The 18,377-nt window shown below is 42.2% G+C and carries 20 protein-coding genes and 1 pseudogene; 10 read left to right on the top strand and 11 right to left on the bottom strand.

Annotated elements, in window-relative coordinates:
• Positions 1-131 precede the first annotated feature (131 nt).
• The 3 genes and pseudogenes from IHV09_RS17620 to proC form a co-directional block, all read right to left on the bottom strand.
• Positions 132-1,223, bottom strand: a complete 1,092-nt coding sequence (locus IHV09_RS17620; protein WP_197132913.1) for a fatty acid desaturase family protein — start codon at positions 1,221-1,223, stop codon at positions 132-134.
• A 213-nt stretch (positions 1,224-1,436) separates the two neighbouring features.
• Positions 1,437-2,507 (bottom strand): annotated as a pseudogene (locus IHV09_RS17625) (DEAD/DEAH box helicase); the annotation flags it as partial.
• Positions 2,508-3,317 (bottom strand): pyrroline-5-carboxylate reductase, encoded by an 810-nt coding sequence (proC, locus tag IHV09_RS17630; RefSeq protein WP_197265092.1) that lies wholly within the window; start codon positions 3,315-3,317, stop codon positions 2,508-2,510.
• 113 nt (positions 3,318-3,430) lie between these two features.
• Here proC and IHV09_RS17635 point away from each other — a divergent pair, with 113 nt between their 5' ends.
• From IHV09_RS17635 to ade, 6 genes are all read left to right on the top strand, one after another.
• Positions 3,431-3,898 (top strand): hypothetical protein, encoded by a 468-nt coding sequence (locus tag IHV09_RS17635; protein WP_197265093.1) that lies wholly within the window; start codon positions 3,431-3,433, stop codon positions 3,896-3,898.
• Between the two features lie 22 nt (positions 3,899-3,920).
• Positions 3,921-5,315 carry a dipeptidase gene (locus IHV09_RS17640; RefSeq protein WP_197265094.1) on the top strand — a complete coding sequence of 465 codons (1,395 nt, stop codon included), beginning with the start codon at positions 3,921-3,923 and terminating at the stop codon, positions 5,313-5,315.
• A 379-nt stretch (positions 5,316-5,694) separates the two neighbouring features.
• Entirely contained in the window at positions 5,695-6,192 is a 498-nt protein-coding gene (locus IHV09_RS17645) for a hypothetical protein (RefSeq protein WP_197190264.1), read from the top strand.
• 11 nt (positions 6,193-6,203) lie between these two features.
• Positions 6,204-6,380 carry a hypothetical protein gene (locus tag IHV09_RS17650; protein ID WP_171005587.1) on the top strand — a complete coding sequence of 59 codons (177 nt, stop codon included), beginning with the start codon at positions 6,204-6,206 and terminating at the stop codon, positions 6,378-6,380.
• Positions 6,380-6,574: a YwbE family protein gene (locus IHV09_RS17655; protein ID WP_066399319.1), complete on the top strand. Its 195-nt coding sequence runs from the start codon at positions 6,380-6,382 to the stop codon at positions 6,572-6,574. The genes IHV09_RS17650 and IHV09_RS17655 overlap by 1 nt, the downstream gene beginning before the upstream one ends.
• 100 nt (positions 6,575-6,674) lie before the next feature.
• The gene (ade, locus tag IHV09_RS17660) at positions 6,675-8,411 is read left to right on the top strand and encodes an adenine deaminase (RefSeq protein WP_197265095.1); all 1,737 of its coding nucleotides are present in this window, start codon (positions 6,675-6,677) and stop codon (positions 8,409-8,411) included.
• 3 nt (positions 8,412-8,414) lie between these two features.
• Here ade and IHV09_RS17665 read toward each other — a convergent pair whose 3' ends face one another.
• The 5 genes from IHV09_RS17665 to IHV09_RS17685 all read right to left on the bottom strand — a co-directional run bounded on the left by IHV09_RS17665 (position 8,415) and on the right by IHV09_RS17685 (position 11,917).
• The gene (locus IHV09_RS17665; protein ID WP_197132895.1) at positions 8,415-9,044 is read right to left on the bottom strand and encodes a response regulator transcription factor; all 630 of its coding nucleotides are present in this window, start codon (positions 9,042-9,044) and stop codon (positions 8,415-8,417) included.
• Positions 9,019-10,080: a sensor histidine kinase gene (locus IHV09_RS17670; RefSeq protein ID WP_197190266.1), complete on the bottom strand. Its 1,062-nt coding sequence runs from the start codon at positions 10,078-10,080 to the stop codon at positions 9,019-9,021. The genes IHV09_RS17665 and IHV09_RS17670 overlap by 26 nt, the downstream gene beginning before the upstream one ends.
• Positions 10,077-10,808, bottom strand: a complete 732-nt coding sequence (liaF, locus tag IHV09_RS17675; protein WP_197132891.1) for a cell wall-active antibiotics response protein LiaF — start codon at positions 10,806-10,808, stop codon at positions 10,077-10,079. Before liaF ends, IHV09_RS17670 begins: the two co-directional genes overlap by 4 nt.
• Positions 10,809-10,895: 87 nt before the next feature.
• Positions 10,896-11,540: a PspA/IM30 family protein gene (locus IHV09_RS17680; RefSeq protein WP_231618385.1), complete on the bottom strand. Its 645-nt coding sequence runs from the start codon at positions 11,538-11,540 to the stop codon at positions 10,896-10,898.
• Between the two features lie 29 nt (positions 11,541-11,569).
• Complete coding sequence (locus IHV09_RS17685) at positions 11,570-11,917, bottom strand: flagellar basal body rod protein (RefSeq protein ID WP_197265096.1); 348 nt, start codon at positions 11,915-11,917, stop codon at positions 11,570-11,572.
• A 265-nt stretch (positions 11,918-12,182) separates the two neighbouring features.
• Here IHV09_RS17685 and IHV09_RS17690 point away from each other — a divergent pair, with 265 nt between their 5' ends.
• Complete coding sequence (locus IHV09_RS17690; RefSeq protein ID WP_197265097.1) at positions 12,183-12,863, top strand: carbonate dehydratase; 681 nt, start codon at positions 12,183-12,185, stop codon at positions 12,861-12,863.
• 107 nt (positions 12,864-12,970) lie between these two features.
• Here the strand turns inward: IHV09_RS17690 and IHV09_RS17695 are convergent, their stop codons facing one another.
• Positions 12,971-13,441, bottom strand: coding sequence for an NUDIX hydrolase (locus IHV09_RS17695; protein ID WP_197132885.1), 471 nt, complete (start codon positions 13,439-13,441; stop codon positions 12,971-12,973).
• 116 nt (positions 13,442-13,557) lie between these two features.
• On the opposite strand from IHV09_RS17695, the gene IHV09_RS17700 reads away from it, so the two are divergent.
• Positions 13,558-14,034: a glutathione peroxidase gene (locus IHV09_RS17700; protein ID WP_197132883.1), complete on the top strand. Its 477-nt coding sequence runs from the start codon at positions 13,558-13,560 to the stop codon at positions 14,032-14,034.
• Between the two features lie 49 nt (positions 14,035-14,083).
• Here the strand turns inward: IHV09_RS17700 and IHV09_RS17705 are convergent, their stop codons facing one another.
• Both IHV09_RS17705 and IHV09_RS17710 read right to left on the bottom strand, forming a co-directional pair.
• Complete coding sequence (locus tag IHV09_RS17705) at positions 14,084-15,463, bottom strand: YjiH family protein (RefSeq protein WP_231618386.1); 1,380 nt, start codon at positions 15,461-15,463, stop codon at positions 14,084-14,086.
• Positions 15,464-15,603: 140 nt separating this feature from the next.
• Complete coding sequence (locus IHV09_RS17710; RefSeq protein ID WP_197265098.1) at positions 15,604-16,296, bottom strand: pseudouridine synthase; 693 nt, start codon at positions 16,294-16,296, stop codon at positions 15,604-15,606.
• A gap of 249 nt (positions 16,297-16,545) precedes the next feature.
• Between IHV09_RS17710 and IHV09_RS17715 the strand changes: the two genes are divergently transcribed.
• Entirely contained in the window at positions 16,546-17,697 is a 1,152-nt protein-coding gene (locus IHV09_RS17715) for a GNAT family N-acetyltransferase (RefSeq protein WP_197265099.1), read from the top strand.
• Positions 17,698-18,155: 458 nt separating this feature from the next.
• On the top strand, positions 18,156-18,347 hold the full coding sequence (locus IHV09_RS17720) for a YozQ family protein (RefSeq protein ID WP_197190271.1): 192 nt from the start codon (positions 18,156-18,158) through the stop codon (positions 18,345-18,347).
• Positions 18,348-18,377 lie beyond the last annotated feature (30 nt).

Genomic DNA, 18,377 nt, shown 5'->3' on the forward strand with positions numbered 1-18,377 from the left:
CTTGAGTATAATCTGTCCGATTGGGACCATAATCTGTCCAATCTTGCCTATAATCTGTCCAATTCAGCAATTAATCTGTCCAATCTCAAAAGTCACTGCATCAAACAAGCACCAAACAAAAAACACCCAAATTAATGGATGCTTTTCGATGTGCGGCTCACTGGTTTTCGTTCCCGCTTCTTCTCTTCCACAGTTTCCGTCTCATTCATCCCATGCCCAAGTGAAGGATACAGGTTACCGGGTGCTGGATCTACAAACTGAGTCTGATTAAAGTACACGTGCGGTGTCTTCCATAGTGCAACAAGTGCTTTCCAGTGCGGCATCTCGTGATAGCGCTCTGGCCACATTTCTTTAATGTGCTTTTTCACGAGCGGGTAATATTTTGGACTCATACCAGGGAACAAATGATGCTCCGTATGGTAAGAGAAGTTAAAATGAATCACGTCGATCCATTTTGGAACAGTAACCGTTAAGCTGTTCGCTAACGGATCGTTCACGTCTGTCATTGGGTTCAAGCGGTGATTGGTTGAAATATAGCTCATTACAATTGCGTTTGCGATCAATAACGGTAGCAAGACCGCAAAGAACCATTTAACGGGTCCTAGCCACGCCAACAATCCTAGCCACATCGCCCACGGCAATAGCAGTTGAATCCACACTGAAGGTCGTTTACTTGGTTTGAACTCTGTAATAAACCGTTTGAACATGAAAAGTCCGTGCAGCGTAAACGAAACAGACAAGAAAGCAAAGCTTACGATCGAACGCATCCACATCGGTAGCTTGTACACTTTTTGTAGCAATGGTTTGTGAGACAAGTTCTCTAATGTTGGCCACGCATCCGGGTCTTTCCCATCATGCTGTGTGTGAACGTGGTGTGTCGTGTTGTGCCACTTACGCCAGAGCTTAGGTCCAACACTTAACGGCCAGAAAGCTACTGCTCCTAAAAAGTCACGAAGCCAAGGCTTTCGGATAACTGTACCGTGCAGGATCTCATGGCCTAAGAAGCCCATACCCGCAAAACACGTTCCTAGAATAACTGCGATTCCAATCCCTAACCAAGGGTGTAAATTATTTAATAACCCGATAACTAAAATACCGGCGATTACGATCAATAGATAGACTAGTCCTCCCCATAACCGGGATGGGACTGGCTTAAAGGCTTCTTTCGGCAGCTTTGGAGCGATCTTTGCTGCATACCAGCCAAACGATTGTAAATCTTTCATTTGCTCAACTCCTCTAATCTGACTCTTTCGAATTCTCGTACAATACAATCGTAACAAGGTTTGTTTTATGAAGCAACTATTTTTGTTACCTGGTAATAATAGTTGGTATTATATACCCACAAAAAAGGAGCCATCCAAAAGGATAGCCCACTTTCTAAAGATATAATCTTACATATATTCAAGTTTTAAAACATTCAACTTTTGATCCGTCTCTCGCTCGATAATTTGCAGCAAACGACGGTCTTTTTGCGCAACGAACGTAACCGCCAGTCCTTTTCCACCAGCACGCCCCGTTCTTCCAATTCGATGAATGTAGCTTTCGGCATCTAGCGCGATGTCATAATTAAAAACGTGCGTGACTCCATCAACATCAAGTCCGCGTGCCGCCACATCCGTTGCCACAAGGTATTGAATCTCCCCTTCACGGAAACGTCGCATCACGTCTTCTCTTTTCGCTTGAGAAAGATCACCATGCAGTTCATCAGAATTGTATCCCATATTTTGCAGAGCTTCGTTCAACTTGCTTGCTCTTCTTTTCGTTCGGCAAAAAATGATCGCTAGATAAGGACGTAACAGTCTGATTGTTTGAACGAGGTCATTCTGCTTCCCTCGATCTGTTGTTTCCACGATTCTCTGCCGGATTTCCTTTAATGTAATCTGTTTCGTTTTCACATGGATATCTTGAGGATCGTTTGTATACGTTTCAGCTAGCTTTTTCACTTCATCAGGCATCGTAGCGGAAAAAAGTAACGTTTGACGATCCTCAGGCACCTCGTACATGATGTCTTCAATATCATCTAAAAATCCGATATGAAGCATCTGATCCGCTTCATCTAGTACGAACGTTGAAACATGAGATAAGTCGATCGTCTCTCGGCGAATATGATCGAGCAGTCTTCCAGGTGTTGCGACAACCACATGAACCTTGCTCTCTAGCTTATGCATCTGAGCGATCACGTCCTGCCCACCGTAAACAGCGAGCACGTTAATCTCACCGAGAGCTTCTGTAAGTTTACGTACTTCTGCAGTGATCTGAATGGCAAGCTCGCGCGTCGGGGCAACGATCAACCCTTGAACCGCATCCCGTTCAGCATCAACTTTTTGCAGAAGAGGAAGCACGAAAGCAAGTGTTTTCCCCGTCCCCGTTTGAGCTTGTCCCACAACATCTTTACCTTCTAAGATGACAGGGATCGTTTCCTTTTGAATAGGCGTAGGTTCACCGATTCCGTTTTGAAGCAAAATATCTATCAATTCATCATGAATACCTAATTCCTTAAAGCCCATCTATTTTTTCCCCAATTTCTTTACTTTTTCTGTGCAGCTTTCCATCGCGGCTAATACTGCACCACGAAAGCGTTCTTGCTCGAGTGTTGCGACGGCCGCAATCGTTGCTCCACCTGGAGACGTTACTTGATCTTTTAACTCGCCAGGATGCTTTCCTGTTTCAAGCACCATCTGCGCCGCTCCTAAAACCGCTTGTGCCGCTAAACGATAGGATTGATCGCGTGACAAGCCTTGTACCACGCCTCCGTCTGCCATCGCTTCAATCATCATGTACACGTAAGCCGGTGAAGAGCCGCTGATCGCAGGAATCGCATCCATCTGAGATTCTACGATCACCTCTACTTTACCGAAGCTCCCCAATAACTTCTCTACCGTCTGTAATTCCTCATCCGTTATCTCATCATTAACAGAAACAGCCGTCATACCCGCTCCGACAAGTGATGGCGTGTTCGGCATCGTTCGTACCACTTTCACTCGTTTGCCGAAAGCGTGCTCCACGTCTTCCGTTGTAATCCCAGCTGCAATCGTTACGATGATCGCATCAGATTTTACAAATTCCTTTACCTCTTTAATCACTTCAAAATAAGAATAAGGCGCTACCGCAAGAAACAGCACGTCAGCTCCTTTTGCAACGTCACTATTAGAAGAAAACGTGTGAATACCATATTGTTTCTCGACATACAGTCTTGTCTTTTCCGTTCGCATGCTCGCAATGATCTGATCAGGACTGATCAAACCTGAACTGATCATACCTCCCGCCATCGCCTGCGCCATCTTTCCAAACCCGATAAAACCTATTTTTTTCTCCATACTCTATGCACTTCTTTCTATCTTTTATAAAGGGAAATGTTCATTTATACAGAATACTCATACCGATAGCTTTACCTTTAGTAAACCACAAATACATAAGGTGTGTGAAATGGATGGAGAAGTTAACTCTTAAAGAATGGCATCGGAAACAGGCTGTAGATACTTTCAACAAAACGTGGGACTTGATCGAAAAGAAAGACCGCACGAAGGAAGATGACTTAGAAATGATACATACCGCCCACGCCTCGCGCTTTCATTGGGGACAAATCGGAGAACCTCTCCACTTTGCTCGTGGCGAATGGCAGCTATCAAGAGTGTATGCCATTCTAAATATGAGCGAGTCGGCAATGTTCCACGGGAAACAATCTCTTGAACTCTGTTTAGAACACAACATAACCGATTTTGACCTTGCTTTCGCTTATGAGGCTGTTGCTCGTGCTTATTCAGTAAAAAATGATGAAAGAAGTATGCAAGAATATTACGATCTTGCACAGCGAGCTGGTCAAAAGATACTGAAAAAAGAAGATAAAGAATATTTCATTTCCGAGCTGAACTCCATTAAACTAAGAAGTAGAGCATAACGTACATAAGGAGGATTTTGATATGACTGAAAAAATCGTAAACTATTTAAAAGAAAACCGTGATACGCATCTAAAAGAATTAACAGACTGGCTTGCTGTTCCAAGTGTAAGTGCACTGCCTGAGCATAAAGAAGATGTTCGAAAAGGGGCCGACTGGATCGCAGATAGCCTGACGAATGCCGGAATGGACAACGTAAAAATCTATGAAACAGACGGGCACCCTGTTGTTTATGGAGACTGGTTAAAAGCAGAAGGCAAACCGACCGTACTCGTCTATGGCCATTACGATGTACAACCAGTTGATCCGATCGAGCTATGGGAATCTCCTCCTTATGAAGCTACCATCCGCGATAACAAACTGTACGCGCGCGGAGCTTCAGACGACAAAGGTCAAACGTTCATGCACGTAAAAGTACTACAGGCCATACTAAAATCAGAAGGTACGCTGCCTCTTAACTTCAAATTCTGTATTGAAGGTGAAGAAGAGATCGGCAGTCCAAGTCTTCCAAAGTTCATTGAGGAAAATAAAGACTTGCTAGCAGCAGACGTTATCGTCATTTCAGATACGGGCATGCTAGACCGCGGAAAGCCAGCAATCTGCTACGGCCTTCGTGGCATGTGTGCGATGCAAGTGGATGTGACGGGACCAAATAGTGATCTACATTCCGGTCTATATGGCGGAGCGGTTCAGAACCCGCTGCACGCGATTACCGAGCTTCTTCAATCATTCCGTGATGAAAACGGCCGTATTTTAGTAGATGGCTTTTATGATAATGTCCAAGAACTAACAGAAGAAGAAAGAGAAGCGTTCCGTGCTCTTCCTCTAACAGAAGAAGCGCTTAAGAATCAGCTTGGCGTAACAGAACTAACAGGTGAAAAAGGTTACTCTCACATCGAACGTACTTGGGCACGCCCAACATTAGAGTTAAACGGCGTATGGGGAGGCTTCCAAGGGGAAGGCATCAAGACCGTTATCCCTGCAAAAGCACACGCAAAGATCAGCTGCCGACTCGTACCGAACCAAGAGCCAGATGAGATCATTGAAAAAGTAAAAGCACACATTGAAAAGCATAAGCCAGCTGGCATTGATGTGAAAGTTACCCTTTTCGATAAAGGAGCTCCATACGTAACGCCGTTCGATCACCCTGCTATCCAAGCGGCTGCACGTTCTTATGAAAAAGTGTACGGTGTACCAACAGCGTTTACACGAGGCGGCGGATCGATCCCAATCGTAGCAACGTTCGACCAAATGCTGAACATCCCAGTCGTATTAATGGGCTTCGGACTATCAACAGAAAACTTCCATGCACCAAACGAACACTTCCATCTCGAAAACTTCGACAAAGGCATGGAAACCCTAGCAGACTACTGGTTCGAACTCGAAAAATCCATTCAAAAACAAACAACAACAAGATAAAGCAGAAGAAGCTGACAAGAAAGTTACTTAGGTAACCTTTTCTTGTCAGTTTTTTATTTTATACGTGTGACTGAAACAGTCATCTCTTGAATTTGTTTTTTGATTGTTAGACACCTTTGCTAGTTGATTGGAGTGTAGGGTGCGAGACTCCTGCGGGACAAGCGGTCAGGTGAGACCCTTAGGGCGCAAAGCGGCAAGGGGCTCACCGCCTGCCCCGCGGAAAGCGAAGCACCCGAAACGGAGATCAACTACTTACAAAACAACCTGTTTATTCATATAACCATTTTTCCCCTAACAGTTTCCCCTGAGACCTTTTCGTTTTCACCTCTCAGTATGATATAATCAACCAATCACAACAAAGAAACGGAGAGTATAAACCATGCTTTCATTTGAAGATAAAATTGCTTTAATCGAAGAAAACTTCCCAGAGCTCGACATGCACGAGGTATCCCTCGGCCGCTTGAACTTCCACTTCGAGGAAAGTGTACAAGACAAGAAAATCGTCGTGTACCACCTTCACCCGAACGGAAACGGCTTCGTTTATGGCGGACACCTGCCACAGAGCGTAAAAAACGACAAAGGCTATGTGAACATCCGTGACTACGAAGCAGAAGAACTAATCGCTCTGATCCAAGAATCTATGGAGTTTCTATCGAAAAAACATGGTTGGCAACAGCCAAAGAAAGATCGTTCTGATGAAGAAGAAGAACGTAAAGAAGAACACTGGTACAGCCACAGCCACGAGGAAATTCGTCTCGTAGGAGAAGATGGCATGTGGTTCATATTTGATGAAGATGATGCACTAGAAGCTGCATTTGAAACATATGCAGAAGCAGAAGGTTATTTAAAAGAAGCAGATTTTAAAAAGAAAAAATAGAGGTGACTAAGATGGCTGAGGAGAAAAAGAAATTAAGCTTTCAAGAAATCGCGAAGCAGCGCTTAGCTGAAAAGAAAGCACAGCAATCAGGCGGATCATTTAGCAAGGGGCCAGTGAAAGTGGCGAACCAGCTAAAAAACCAGCAAACCAAAAAAGCAAACAACCAGGCACGGAGAACAGGTGTTTAATGCATCGTAAGCGAGCAAATATCACCCCTGGTCTTCCTGTGAACGTAATCTTAAAAGCAGATCAGCGTTCTGGCAAGAAAACTAAAGGTATTGTAAAAGATATCTTAACGAACTCACCTACACATCCACACGGCATTAAAGTACGCCTTGAAGACGGTCAAGTTGGACGAGTTATTGACATATTGAATGCCTAACACAAAAACGGTCACCTCCTCGGGACCGTTTTTTCTGTACATGGAATACATTGGATATCCGTATACTAGTTGATAGATTTTTTTTAAAGGAGTTCACTTCATGAACATAGATGCTCTAAAAAAACGAATTGATGTTAGTACAAAAAGAATTCCAGCAGATGTTGTAATAAAAAACGGAAAAATCATTGATGTGTTTAATCTTCGAGTTATGGAAGGCGATGTTGCGATCGTTGATGGCTATATTGCCGGTATTGGGGAGTACGAAGGACTTGAAATCATTGATGCAACGGGCAAATTTATATCCCCTGCCTTCATTGACGGCCATGTTCACATCGAGTCATCTATGGTGACGCCGGCAGAGTTCAGCAAAGTGCTGCTCGCCCATGGTGTTACAACGGTCATAACGGATCCTCATGAGATTGGCAACGTTTCTGGAGCTGATGGGATCTCTTTTATGCTGGATCAGTCTGAAGGGCTTCCTCTGGACGTTAGAGTGATGTTACCTTCATCTGTTCCTGCTACTCCTTTTGAGAATGCAGGAGCTGTCTTAAAAGCATCTGACCTAGAACCCTTTTTAGCCCATCCCCGTGTTCTCGGTTTAGCAGAAGTGATGGATTTTCCTGCTGTTTTTAGAGGAGATGAGGATATGCTGCAAAAAATCGTTGCAACAGCTGATCAAAACGGAATGATCGATGGCCACGCTGCAGGTTTAGACGCTAATGGCATCAACGTCTATCGCTCCTCACTGATTACGACGGACCACGAATGTACAACAAAGGATGAAGCACTAGATCGGATTTCTCGAGGGATGAACGTGTTAATACGTGAGGGATCTGTAGCCAAAAATTTAAAAGCGCTCATAAAAGCTGTAACACCAAATAACGCTCGTCGCTTTTTATTTTGTACAGATGATAAGCACCTGGATGATTTGGTAGCAGAAGGAAGCGTAGATCATAACGTGAGGCTCGCAATTCAAGAAGGTATGGATTCTCTTCAAGCAATCCAACTCGCAACCTTGAACGCAGCTGAATGTTACGGTTTAAAAGAAAAAGGTGCTATCGCTCCAGGTTATAAAGCAGACTTTCTTTTGCTTGATAATTTGAATTCCATAGCCATTTCAGATGTTTTTGTAGGAGGAAAATGGGTTGCTAAGGATGGAAAGATTGTTGGGTCGTGGTCTCAAAGCTCACAGCCTCCAGCCTCTTTAACACAGTCAGTAAACATGACGAAGATAGATTCAGAAAAGCTTTCTATTCCTATAATCGATGATAAGCCCATCCATGTGATTGAAATCATCCCGAACCAAATTGTTACCAAGAAGAAAATTCTTGCGGCAACGGCAGAAAACGGAAAATTCATACCCTCTATCACGAACGATTTATTGAAGATGGCTGTGATCGAACGTCACAATAAGACTGAAAACATTGGGCTAGGCGTGGTAAATGGACTTCTTATCCAGAATGGTGCGATTGCTTCAACTGTTGCACATGATTCACATAATCTAGTCGTTGCCGGAACAAATGATGAGGATATGTTGGTCGCGATCGAGGCGATACGCGAGATGCAAGGTGGCTATGTAATCGTGAAGGACGGAGCAGTGCTCGCATCTGTCCCGCTTCCGATCTCAGGGTTGATGTCAGACAGACCATTTACAGAAGTCAATCAACAGATCATCCACTTAAAAGAAAAATTAAAGGAGATTGGATTCAACGGGGATTTTGATCCGTTCCTGACCCTATCCTTCTTAACTCTTCCTGTAATTCCAGAGATAAAGCTTACAGACCTAGGTCTCTTTGATTTCAAAACCTTTCAGCATATCTCTGTGCAGGCAGAATAAGCGTTACACGAGTGAGTGGTTGAACGCATAGATAACAGCTTGCGTACGATCTTGTACATCCAGCTTGCTCAATATATTACTCACATGTACTTTGACTGTTTTTAATGCGATGAACAGATCATCAGCAATCTCTTGGTTCGTCTTCCCTTTCGTCATCAATAAAAGGATCTCCATCTCGCGCGCAGTCAGCTCTTCATGTGGCTCGCGCGTCTGTTTTTTCCGCATCTTGCTCATCATCTTCCCTGTTACTTCCGGTTCAAGAACGGATTTCCCATGATACGTATCGCGAACAGCTTGAGCGATATCACTCGCTTTTGACGTTTTTAACATATAACTAGAAGCCCCCGCCTCGAGTGCCGGATATACCTTTTCATCATCAAGAAAACTTGTTACCACAATGATTTTCGCTTCTGGCCATGCCGATGTGATCTCTCTTGTTGCTTCAATCCCGTCCATCTCATCCATAACAAGATCCATTAAGATGATATCCGGTTTCAGCGCTAGTGCCTTCTCAATCGCTACTTTTCCGTTCTCTGCTTCTGCCGTTACTTCGATATCAGGCTGTGCAGAAAGGTAAGCCGAAACCCCGATACGCACCATCTCATGATCATCCACTAATAATACTTTGATCATTGCTGTCATCTCCCGCTTTTAAAATAGGTACTTTCACTTCAAGCCGCGTTCCTTCGCCTGGCAAACTCACAATCTTAAGTGTTCCTCCAATTTCTGCTGCCCGTTCATGCATGTTCTGCAGACCGTAAGAACCTGTTTTTTCCTGATCCATCTTAAAGCCAACACCATCATCTTCAATGCGAAGGATAATCAGATCGTCTCTTTGGACCAGTAAGATTTGAGCTTTATTGGCCTGTGCGTGCCTTAAGATGTTAGACACCGATTCTTGAAGAATACGAAACAGGTGATCTTCGACTCCTTTAGCAAGAGGAATCGTTTCAATCTTCCATTTCAGTTCGATCGGCACTTTTTGCAGAAGCTCCTGTAAAAGCTCTTCCATTCCCTTCTGCAATGATTTTCCGTTTAATGCAGCAGGACGAAGGTGCAGCAGAAGTGCTCTCATCTCCAGCTGTGTCTGATGGATCGTTTCTTCAACAAGTTTTAACTGTTTGGTTTCACGAGTGTCTTCTTCTCTGCGCGTTTCATTTACAGCAGACATGATCATACTAGCAGCAAAAAGTTGCTGCGAAACAGAGTCATGAAGTTCCCTCGCCAAACGGTTTCTTTCTTGGGAAATAATCTCCTGTATTCGCTTCTCTTGATCGACCGCTTTTTCGGTAGCCATCTTTTGGGACTGACGAATCTTTTCCCCTAGCTGCTTTTGAATGCCTTCCATCCGCTTCGCTATCGTTCGCAACTCAAGACTGCTCACTTCTTTCATGTCTACTTGCCTACCGTCTTCAATCGATTTCAGTGTACGATTGATGGAGTTTAATTGTTTACGAGATGTGATGCCCGAATTCAAACCAAAGAACGCGCCCATGATGAATACTAAAAAAGGCAAGACGAAAGCAACAGGGATATCAAGCAAGTGTTTCTGTAATAAAAAATCCCAGTTATCGATCGGAAATATCGTGTAAACGATAGACCCTAGCACGATCGCTACAGCAAATGCAGCTACGATACCGGAGAACATATGGCGTAAAACAGTACTCATACCCGTTTCACCTCCAGACTTCCGGCAAACATACTTGTCACGATTTTTATTTTTTTATTCGCCTCTCCATACCCTTTCGTTCGATAAAAGAGCGTCTGGTTGAAAAGCTTAGATTCACTTCGGTCAAAAATCCTTGAATTCCCCATAATCATAGAATGGCTGACAGCGGCCTCCATCTCATAAGGAACATAGATCGTAATATTTCCGATCGTACCGCGAACCAGAATAACCGATTCCCCATCAGGTAAAATCGTTTGATTCAAGTCAATGATCGTATCACCAGGGCCACACTGGATGTTAATATCGTTCCATTCATACACATGCTCTGGGGTTTGCTGAGTGCCTAAAAGGATGTTTTTTAATAGCGTTTCTTTTTTGTATACATCATCTTGTGTCATAGTCGGAACCTGTTCGAACTGAGGCGTAACGAAAACAGGATTTTGTTTAGATTGATAAAATTCATAAATCACATAAATAACGAACGCTACTAGTAAGAGCTTAAAGGTGAACATGCTTAATACGTTCATGACAGCGATGAAAACACCGAGCCAGAACATAATTTTACCGGAGCGCCTCGGCATTCGTTTTCGTCCAAAAAACAGGAGTGCAGCACTAAACAAGAGAGAAAATAAGATTCCTCCTCCGTTTAAGGTAGCTTCTAATAACACCAAAACAACCGCTAGTAAAAGCCCCCAACTTATGAAATCACTTCTTTTCCGATTCAGCATCTGCACTCACTCACTTTCTGTCATAAACGAGGTAAAAGGCGCAGCAATTTGCGCCTTGTATCTTATTTTATCGTATCACATACTGTCTTAAACGGTAGTAGATGATTCTTCCTTTTTCCAATCTTTTTCAAGTTTCGCTAGCTTCGCTTCCATCGAGCTGGCATGATAATCAGCGTTTACTTTCTGCTCAAGACGATCCATATAGCTTTCAAGCTCATCAAAACGGAATGCCGATTTTTTTATGGAGTGAGACGGATCGATCACACGGTCCATCTTCTGGTGAGCGCGTGCTACATTTTCACGACCCATCAATTCCATACGTTTGATCTGCATATCTTTGAGCTTATGTTTCATCTGCTCATATTTTTGCTCGAGCTCTACAAGATCTTTTTCTGCTTGCAGCGTAGATTCTTTTAAGTGGGCTGCTCGTAGCGCATGCTGTTCTTTTTCTTGAAGTGCGAACTGATACAGCTCTTGTTCGTTCGCTTGTTGAGCGATTTCAGCTTGATGAGCACGCTTCGCTGCTTTTGCCTCTGCTTCTTCCATCTCGCGTACGAACTGGTCTTTTAACAGCTGCTGACGCTCGACTAACTTACGTGCTTTATTGACTTCTAACTCACATTGTCTTAAATATTGGTTCAGAAGAGATAACGGATTTTTTTCCTCTTTTTGATCTAAAAGCTCATGTACATCTGCCGAGATTGAGTTTTTGATGCGTTCAAATAAATTCATAATGATTCGCTCCTTTTTAGCGTTTGTTTTTAGCTATTTTTAAGTTTTGCCCATTCTCTTTCAAAATTGGTGAAAGGGTCATTACTGTCGTTCTCTTCTACCGATGCTGATTGATTCCATTTCTTATAAACCACGTAGAGAACATAGATCGCGACAGCACCTAATATCGCAGGCAGATTGCTAACGGACACACAAAGTCCTACGACCGATAGAGCACCCCACCAAAATTTCTTTCCTCCATTGTTTGCAGCCATCGCCTTCTTAAATGCGTAATACATGACTGCCAGACCGATTGCAAGACCTACCATCGGGCCAAGATTTGCGATCAAAACGATTGCTGCAATTCCTCCAACTACAAGCAAGCCTAATTTTTTCATATTGGCTTCCTCCTTTCGTATCTTTAGCTTACCTCCCTCAGCATTTTCTCAAAACTGGCCGTAGCTGTATCTTTACATAAGCCTCAAGGCGTAGTGGGGTCTGACCCCATACAAATACAAAAACCCCACTTTGTACAAGTGGGGTGGACACAGACTATTATTTGCGCGGTAACATCACATAGGACGAGTACAATTGATTAGACGGGTTTCCACTTCTTTCTTCTCTGCATACGCTGAGAAGATAAAATGTAAGGGGTGGGTAGTTTTGAAACATAATGATTGCGGAGATGGCTTTCAACCGTTTGTTAGCCCTAATCCTAAGACGACATTTAATCCAATTCAGATCGCACCAACCATTGATCAAAGTTCATTTTTAAGTCCATTTACTAGCGTAATCGGTGATGTAAGAATACAAGAGAACGTATATGTCGCACCACTCGTGAGTATTCGGGCAGATGAAGGAACGCCATTTTATATCGGCTCTAATACCAACCTTCAGGATGGCGTCATTCTTCATGGATTAACGAATCAATTCGTCAGAGTTGATGGCAGAAAGTATTCCATCTACATCGACAATGAAGTCTCTGTCGCACACGGCGCTCTCGTTCACGGGCCTTGTTTTATCGGAGAAAAAGTATTCGTAGGCTTTAAGGCGATCGTTTATAACGCTACTGTGGAGAAAGGGAGCTTTATTTCCTACAATGCCGTAGTGACGAACGGAGTGCGTATTCGAAAGAATCGTTTTGTCCCACCTGGAGCTTATATCGATTCTCAAAAGAAAGCTGACGCGCTCTCCCGCGTACCAACGGATGTAAAAGAGTTTGCACGTGGCGTACAGTTAGTCAATCAAGAGTTCCCTGCTGCTTATCATCTCTTATTCGGTGATTGTCGTTGCTCTTGTGGATTGGCTTACAACAATAACAGCAGTGAAGAAGAATCTGATTAAACAGGCGTAATAAAGAAAGGTAAGCAGCAAAACAGCTAAACACTCGTTAACCTCGCTACTTACCTTTTTCATTATTCTCGTACCTGTTGAGTTTGCATTATTACTCGTTATGATTGGTCTACTAAGAAATAATCCGGCTCAAAAGAACCTTCTATCAGCTTTTGCTTCACCACTTGGGGATGCAGCACATACTCATTCAAATCCTCTAATGATACCCATTTAAAAACAAGCCGATCTGCTTCTAACACGGTAAATTCTTCACCATCATGAAGTGGCAACGGGTTTTCAGCTGTGATCTTAAAATATAATCCAACCTCGTGTATCTCTTTTTCTGCATATGTAAAAAAGTTTTCAACTGTCCATAAGAAACCATCAACCGTCACGTTCAAATCCAGTTCTTCTCTCATCTCACGCTGCAAACTTGTCTGCGCATCTTCTCCAAGCTTCACCCGTCCACCTGGCAATGACCAGTTTGTCTCCGTTTTTGCTCGATGCATGAGGACTCGACCTTCTTTAATCATTACGGCAGCCACACGATAATTAAAAACTTGATGTTCCACATGAAACACTGCGTCCATTTTTATCTTCCCCCTTTTAAGCCAGCTCCTTATTTTACCACTTCGAGCATTTTTAGTGAAAGCCGTACCATTTACCGTTACACTAAAAAAAATACAAAAATAAGGAGCTTGAGAAAATGTCTGTATACGATTTTTCAGTTGAAACGATCAAAGGCGAGGAAACAAACCTAGACACTTACAAAGGCGATGTGCTCTTAATTGTAAATACAGCAAGTAAATGCGGTTTTACCCCTCAGTACAAAGGTCTTCAATCCATTTACGAAAGCCATAAAGAACAAGGATTATCCGTGCTTGGATTTCCATGTAACCAATTCGGAGCTCAAGAACCAGGATCAAGTGATGAGATCATGGAGTTCTGCGAGTTGAACTATGGCGTTAACTTTCCGATGTTCGCAAAAGTAGACGTAAACGGTGATGGAGCGCATCCCCTATTTAAATACTTAGCTGCCGAAGCACCAGGAATCTTGGGGTCTAAAGCGATCAAATGGAACTTCACAAAATTTTTAGTAGACCGAAACGGACAAGTTGTTAAGCGCTTTGCCCCAACGGACAAGCCTGAAACGATTGAAAAACATATACAAGAGCTTCTATAACACACAAAAATAGCTGCTTAGAGGAACATTCCTCTGAGCAGCTTTTTTTTTAAAACATAAGATGTGCCATTCCCACAACAATCGGAAGTGAGATGAAAGTACGTAAGAAAAAGATGATAACTAGTTCTTTAAAGTTAACAGGAATCTTAGAAGCTAATAGCAGACCGCCAACTTCAGACATATAGATCAATTGAATAACTGACATTGCCGCGATTACGAATCGAGTCAACTCACTTTCAATACCTGCTCCAATGATAGAAGGAAGGAACATATCCGCAAATCCGATTACAATTGTCTGTGCTGCATCTGATGCATAAGGAACTTGCAGCAACTCTAAGATTGGTACAAAAGGTGCTCCAAGGTACGTGAAGAAAGGTGTGAACTCTGCGACCATCAATGCAGATGTTCCGATTGCCATTACGATCGGTACAACGCCCATCCACATATCAAGTACGTTTTGAATTCCTTCTTTCACTAACGGTGCAGCTTTTTTATTTTGATCAGCGCGTTCAACCGCCTTTTTAAGACCAAATCGAAAAGGTGTCTGACCTTCAGGAATCACTTCATCTGCCACGTTTTCTTTTGCGCCCTCATAATACGTATCAGGCTTTCTGGACAAAGGCGGGATGCGTGGGATAATAATCGCACAAACTAACCCTGCTAAAACGACCGTTAAATAATACGGAACAATCATATGAGCCAAATCTACTTGAGCAAGAACAACAATCGCGAATGTAATAGATACGACAGAAAATGTTGTACCGATTACTGCTGCCTCACGCTTCGTATAATATCCCTCTTCATACTGTTTGTTCGTTAATAGAACACCGATCGTTCCATCCCCAAGCCATGATGCTAAGCAATCGATTGAAGATCGCCCAGGCAGTTTGAAAACGGGACGCATCACCTTAACGAGCATAGCTCCACAAAGCTCTAACAAGCCGAAGTTGAATAACAAAGGTAAGAACAGTCCTGCAAATAAGAACACAGAAAACAATACAGGAATCAAATCAAAAAGCAGAAGCTGCCCTGTATTTTCGGACCATACCGCTTCCGGCCCAAGCTTGAACAACGTCATCACAGCAAAAATCAATCCTACTAAACGAATCAATTGCCATACGATATTCACATTGAACAATGTATTTAAAAACGGTTTATTTACGATTGCTTTAGGCTTAAACAAGAATGTTCCTAAAGATCCAATGACCGTAATCGCTATGATAGCCGTCATGATCTTCGGAATATGTGGACCTATTCCATCCTGCAACATCCCTGCTAAAATCGCTACAGGAATGGTAATTTCCCCATCATATGAGATAGGAATCATAAATAAAAATATTCCAACCAGTGATGGTACTATAAATTTCATTAATCGACTAGAACTTGTTTGTTTCATTTGATCATCAATCTGTTGTTTTGGTAAACCCATAATCTTATGCCTCTCTTCCTACGATGTAAAGCGCTTTCATACACTTTCCATTTCCAAGTATATGTTGATTCTACAATTTTCGCAATATTGTAAGAAATGCTAGTTTTATTATAAAATACTAGTGTTTCTTTCCTTTTTCACTAAATCTCTAAACCTTTTTTTAGGTCACTAAGCTCGTCACCCCTTAAGTACCGCCACTTCCCAGTTTCCAATGCATGAAGGTGTATATTCATAATGCGTATACGCTCTAATTTCTCTACTTCGTATCCTAGCGTTTTACACATACGTCGAATCTGCCTGTTTAATCCTTGGGTAAGCGTGATTCTAAAAACAAACTTGCTTACAAGTTCTGTTTTCGCAGGTTTGGTTACAGCATTTAAGATGAGAACACCTTGAGCCATTTTTTGAAGAAACAATTCGGTAACAGGTTGATCGACTGTCACTTCATATTCTTTCTCATGGCCATAATCAGATTGTGAAATCCGATTTGCCAGCTCTCCATCATTCGTTAATAGAATCAAACCTTGGGAGGCTTTATCTAACCTACCAACAGCAAAAACACGCTCCGACATATCGATATATTCTAGAATGTTTCCATCAATATCAGGATTTGATGTGGTCGTGACTCCAACTGGTTTGTTAAAAGCGAGGTAGATTGCTGACGCTTTTTGAGGAATTACTTTACCATCAATAAGGACAGTATCCATCTCATGTACAAAACTATCTTTATTTGCAATCTCACCATTTATAGAAATCCGGCCACTCTTCAATAGCCGATTCGTCTCTCTTCTAGAACAAAAACCCGTTAAACTTATATATTTATGAATGCGCATGCTGATCCTCGCTTCAACGTTGTGATTATGCACAACAGTTTATAATTATAACTCCAAATGAATATAATTTCGATAGTTTTTATAAATATCCATTATTTTTCACTTCTATATACATACTAACATTTTTATTTACTGCGATTTATTGATGCTCTTAGTGTTAAAAACAATGACCAAAAATTTTTTCATCGAAATTCTTTTCAACCCTCTTATCTAACTTGTACTATGAAGGAGGAAAGGGAGGTCATCAAAATGGAACGTAGAGTATTGTCAGAAACAGAATTTGAAAAATCCATACAGCTTTCTCAATATGCTTTTCAGTACATCGTAAAGAAAGAGGATCTGCCAAAACGTTTTGAAATGATGAAAAGACAAGAAATTTGGGGAGAGTTTGAAAACGAAGAGCTTATTTCTAAACTTCACATTCATTCTCTAGAAATCTCTATTGAAAACCAGCGCTTTTCAATGGGTGGAATTGCAGGTGTAGCTACATGGCCAGAGCATCGCAGAAAAGGGTCAGTCACCCGCCTATTACAACAAGCGCTTATTAGGATGAAAGAAAATGGCCAAAGTATCAGCTTTCTGCATCCTTTCAATATTCAATTCTATCGTCGGTTCGGCTGGGAGCTTACTGCCTCATTGAACAAATATACACTAAATAAGAGCGATCTCGTCCGTTATGAAGATGTTTCTGGAACGATTTCCAGGTTATCTGAAGAAGACGGAAATGAATTACTGAATACGGTTTATGAAGGATGGTTCCATTCATACAATCATCTGCTTGTGCGCTCAGACTATTGGTGGAACAATCATGTGTTCACAGAAGGCTACAACCGTATCCTGTATAAGGATGAAAACGGAGTACCAAAGGGATATTTATGCTGCAAGGTAGCAGATAAATTGCTTGATGTTCAAGAGTTTATCTATGTAAACGATGATGCGCGTCGAGCTTTATGGAATTTTATCTGTCAGCATGATTCGATGGTGGACAAGGTAAAGATAGTAGCGCCATCGGATGATCAGCTTCCGTTTTTACTGAACAATCCACGGATTCACCAAGAGCACTATCCATACTTCATGGCACGAATTGTAGATGTTGAAAGCTTTTTAAAGCAATATCCGTTTAAAAACATGGAAGGTAGACTCACTCTATCCATAACGGATGAAAAAGCTGAATGGAACAACGGTACGTTCACTATCGATGAAGATGGTGTTACAAGAGATTCAAAAACGGGAGCAGAAGCATTAGTTATGGATGTACAAACGTTAGCAGCAGCTCTTTTAGGCTCACAAAAGCCTCAGTTTTTATTTTCATGCGGCAAAATCAAAGGAAAACAAGAAGACGTTGAATGTTTTGAAAAAATTATTACAAACAAGCCCGCAGCTTTCCTTGATTTCTTTTAATAGGTTACTGCTAAAAGTCAGTAGCTTATAAATGTTTTTTCTAATCTTTTGCAAGTTGATTGTAGCATAAGGTTGCCGACTCCTACGGGACGAGCGGTCAGGTGGAGACTCCTAATGGCGCAACGCGGCAGTCCGAAAAGTGGAAGTGACTCGTTCAGCCCCGACAAGCAAAAGGGAAATGGGCTTGGAAGGCGCACTTTGCCTTCTTGACCGTTTACCTTTTGACCTCGAGGGGCTAGTCACTGCAACTAGACAGGAGGCTCACCGTTCGCCCCGTGGAAAGCGTGCAACCTGGAGCGGAAATCAACCACTTTCAAGGACTAAAATATACGCTTAAGCAGCCTCGTCAAGCCTTATCCCTCATTGGATAAGGCTTATTTTAATTCAGCATGTTTCAGGGAAAACTGAGGGGGAAAAGGATAAGTAGACCCTTTTTCTAAAATAGGAGGTATTCATTCATGAGCGACAAGACAGATAAACAAAAGCAATCCGAGGACATCGCAGAGAAAAACTTTGAACTCGACAAGAAAAACAAATCAAAAACAGATAAGGAATTAGAAACCGTTCACGAGCAGATCAACGATACGTTCAATCAAGGTACTATTGATCAAAAAGAGATCAATAAAAAGGACAAAAACAAGGATAAATAGCGAAAAGCCTCTCAATCTCGAGAGGCTTTT

The sequence above is a fragment of the Fictibacillus sp. 23RED33 genome (assembly GCF_015903925.1).
Lineage (GTDB): Bacteria > Bacillota > Bacilli > Bacillales > Fictibacillaceae > Fictibacillus > Fictibacillus phosphorivorans.